We start from the raw sequence: 3,409 nt of genomic DNA on the forward strand, positions 1-3,409 counted from the left end.
GCGGACGGCGGCCGCCGCTCCCGAGACGCCGGGGGAGCGCCTGCAGCGCCGCCTCCACTTCGCCGAGCTCGATCCGCCGGCGCCCAGCTTCACCTGGTCGTCCGCGCGCCCCTGGAACACCAGGCCTGCGCTCTCGAAGCGCACCAGATCGCCCGAGCGGTAGGCGCGCTCCCAGCCCAGCAGCGGCGCGGCCGCGTACTTCTCGGCGTCCTTCGCCGGATCGAGGTAGCGGGCGAGGCCCACGCCGCCGATGACCAGCTCGCCGACCTCGCCCTCGCCGACGCGGTGGCCCTCCCGGTCGACGACGGCCAGCCGCCAGCCGTCCAGCGGCAGGCCGATGCGCACCGGCGCAGGGCCGCCGAGGGGAGCCGCACACGCGACGACGGTCGCCTCGGTCGGACCGTAGGTGTTCCACACCTCGCGCCCCTCGACGGCCAGTCGCTCGCCGAGCTCGGGTGGACACGCCTCGCCGCCGAAGATCAGCAGTCGGACACTCTCGAGCGACTCCGCCGGCCAGAGCGCGGCGAGGGTGGGCACCGTCGAGACCACGGTGATGCCGTGCGTGGTCAGCCATGGACCGAGGTCCATCCCGCTGCGTACGAGCGAGCGCGGCGCGGGCACGAGGCAGGCGCCGTGCCGCCAGGCGAGCCACATCTCCTCGCAGGAGGCGTCGAACGCCACGGAGAGGCCCGCCAGCACTCGGTCGCCCGGCCCGAGCGGCTCGTGCTGGAGGAACAGCCGCGCCTCCGCGTCGACGAGAGCGGCGGCCGAGCGGTGGCTGACGGCCACGCCCTTCGGAGTGCCGGTCGACCCGGACGTGAAGATGATCCAGGCGTCGTCCTCGAGCGAGGGCGGCTGGGCGAGCGGGATCGAAGCGGTGCTCGGGTGCGGAGCGGCTCCCGTGGACAGGCGCGAGGCGGGCGCCGGGGCATCGCTGCGCTCGAAGCGACCGGAGCCGGTGATCACGCCGCGGACGCAGGCCTCGCCGAACACGAGCCGCGCCCGCTCCTCGGGGTCGTCGGCGTCGACCGGGACGTAGGCCGCTCCTGCGGCGAGGACGGCGAGGATCGCGAGGTACAGCTCCCGCGAACCGCTCGGCATCCGCACACCGACCCGGTCACCGCGACGGACGCCCGCCGCGGTCAGCTCGGCCGAGAGCTGAACGATGCGGGCCAGCAGCTCCCGATAGCTCAGCGCGCCCGCAGGATCCTCGAGCGCGGAGGCCTCCGGATGCCGCTCCGCGGTCTCGCGGAGGACGTCGACGAGGGTGCGGGCAGGAGGGCTGGACGCCGCCGCGTCGAGCACGTCCTGCGGCCCGGCCGTCTCGGTCACGTGTCGTCTCCGTCCCGGCCGCGAGATCGGGGGAGCGGCGGCCGGGGCGACACGGTAGGGATCCGTGGTGACGTGGAGGTGAACAGCGGGTGCGGTCAGTGCGCCATCGGTGCCACGGCGTCGGAGTCGGCGGGCTTGCGCACCAGGAAGGCGGCGACGATCGCGATCGTGGCGATCGACGCGCCCCAGAGAAACGCGGAGTGGATGCCACCGGCCGCGGCGACGACCTGGTCGGCACCGTCGCGGGCGAGCGCCGCCGACTGGATCGACAGGACCGTGACGAACAGGGCCGTGCCCGCCGCGCCTCCGAGCTGCTGCACCGTGCCGATGATCGCGCTGCCGTGCGAGTAGAGCGCCGGCCTGACCGAGCCCAGACCGGCCGTGAACAGCGGAGTGAAGACGAACGCCAGACCGAGGCTGAGGATGACGTGCAGCGAGAGCACGAACCACGGCGACGAGCTCTCGTCGAGCAGGGTGTAGCCCCAGAGCGCACCGGCGACGACCACCGAGCCGGGGACGAGCAGCACCCTCGGGCCGAAGCGGTCGTAGCCGCGCCCGACGAACGGCGCGAGGAGGCCCATCAGCAGTCCGCCGGGCAGCAGCAGCAACCCGGTCTCGAGCGGCGTGAGCCCGAGCACGTTCTGGGTGTAGAGCGGCAGCAGGATGAGCGTGCCGAACAGCGCCGACATGCTGACCGCCATCATGACGATGACGATCGTGAAGTTGGCCGAGGTGAAGGTGCGCAGGTCGAGCAGCGCGCGATCGGTGCGCTGCAGCAGCAGCTGGCGGCCGATGAAGCCCGCGAGGCCCAGGCCGGCGACGACGAAGGGGACCCACGGGGCCACCACCGCTTCGCCGCCCTCGCCGAGGCTGCTCAGCCCGTAGACCAGGCCGCCGAAGCCGAAGACCGAGAGCACGACCGAGAGCGCGTCGATGGGGATGGACCGGGGCTCGGTCACGTTCTCGACCTTGCGCAGTCCGAGCAGTAGGGCGCCGACGGCGATCGGCAGCACGATCCAGAACATCCAGCGCCAGCTGAGGAAGTTGAGGATGACACCCGAGATGGTCGGCCCGACGGCGGGGGCGACCGAGATGACGATCGAGATGTTGCCCATCATCCGGCCGCGGATCGCCGGCGGGACCAGCGTCATCACGGTCGTCATCAGCAGCGGCATCATGATCGCCGTTCCACCGGCCTGCACCACGCGTGCGGCCAGGAGCACGGCGAAGGTGGGCGCGAGCGCCGCCGAGAGCGTGCCGATGCTGAACAGCGTCATCGCGGCGGCGAAGAGGGTGCGGGTGTGCAGCCGCTGGATCAGGTAGCCCGTGATCGGGATGACGACCGCCATGGTCAGCATGAACGCGGTCGAGAGCCACTGGCCCACGTGGGCCTCGACCCCGAAGTCGCGCATGAGGTCGGGCAGCGCGACGCTCATGATCGTTTCGTTGAGGATCACGACGAACGCCGAGACCAGCAGGAGGCTGATCACCAGGCGGCTGCGCGGCTCGAGGGTCGCTGCGGCGGCGGGCGCGGCGGGGCGCGTCGGGGAAAGGGTGCCGGGCTCGGTCACAGGTGGGTCTCCGGTCATGAGGGGGAACAGCGTCGTGAGGGCGGAACAGCGTCGTGAGGGCGGAACAGCGTCCTGGTGCGGATCAGCGGGGTCGCGGATCAGCGCTGGGTGCGGATCAGCGCTGGGTGCGGATCAGCGCTGGGTGCGGCGTCGACCCGGGTCGCGGGGCCGATACGGGTACGGACGGGAGAACAGTGCCAGGCACCCCCGACATTCCCGATCGTCGTGAATCCGATCGAGACGGATCGCAGGCGCGGCGGCTCACGGCCCGTCGAGGACGGTCGCGAACGTGCTCGCCGCGTGCTCCGCCTCCGCCGGCGTCGCACCTCGCCGAAGCTGAAGCGCACCGCTGTCTGCGCCACCTCCGGGGCGAGGCCGAGGGCCAGCAGCGTCGGCGAGGGGTCGTCGCGCCCGGCGGCGCACGCCGAGCCGCTCGAGACGACCACACCGCGCTCCTCCAGGGCCAGCAGGGTCGACTCGCCGCTGCGGCCGGGCACCGCGAAGGC

1 protein-coding gene and 2 pseudogenes are annotated in these 3,409 nt (G+C 72.8%); all 3 read right to left on the bottom strand.

What is annotated here, in order from left to right:
* A pseudogene (locus tag ACH61_RS14535) lies at nucleotides 1-1,332 on the bottom strand (amino acid adenylation domain-containing protein); the annotation flags it as partial.
* 95 nt (nucleotides 1,333-1,427) lie between these two features.
* Nucleotides 1,428-2,921, bottom strand: coding sequence for a DHA2 family efflux MFS transporter permease subunit (locus tag ACH61_RS14540; RefSeq protein ID WP_068213400.1), 1,494 nt, complete (start codon nucleotides 2,919-2,921; stop codon nucleotides 1,428-1,430).
* An 80-nt stretch (nucleotides 2,922-3,001) separates the two neighbouring features.
* Nucleotides 3,002-3,409: pseudogene (locus ACH61_RS18630) on the bottom strand (hypothetical protein); the annotation flags it as partial.

The organism is Rathayibacter tanaceti (assembly GCF_001634385.1).
GTDB lineage: Bacteria > Actinomycetota > Actinomycetes > Actinomycetales > Microbacteriaceae > Rathayibacter > Rathayibacter tanaceti.

Excerpts from the sequence above, each read along its gene's own strand:
- ACH61_RS14540 (WP_068213400.1), bottom strand. The coding sequence starts at position 2,921 with ATGACCGGAGACCCACCTGTGACCGAGCCCGGCACCCTTTCCCCGACG.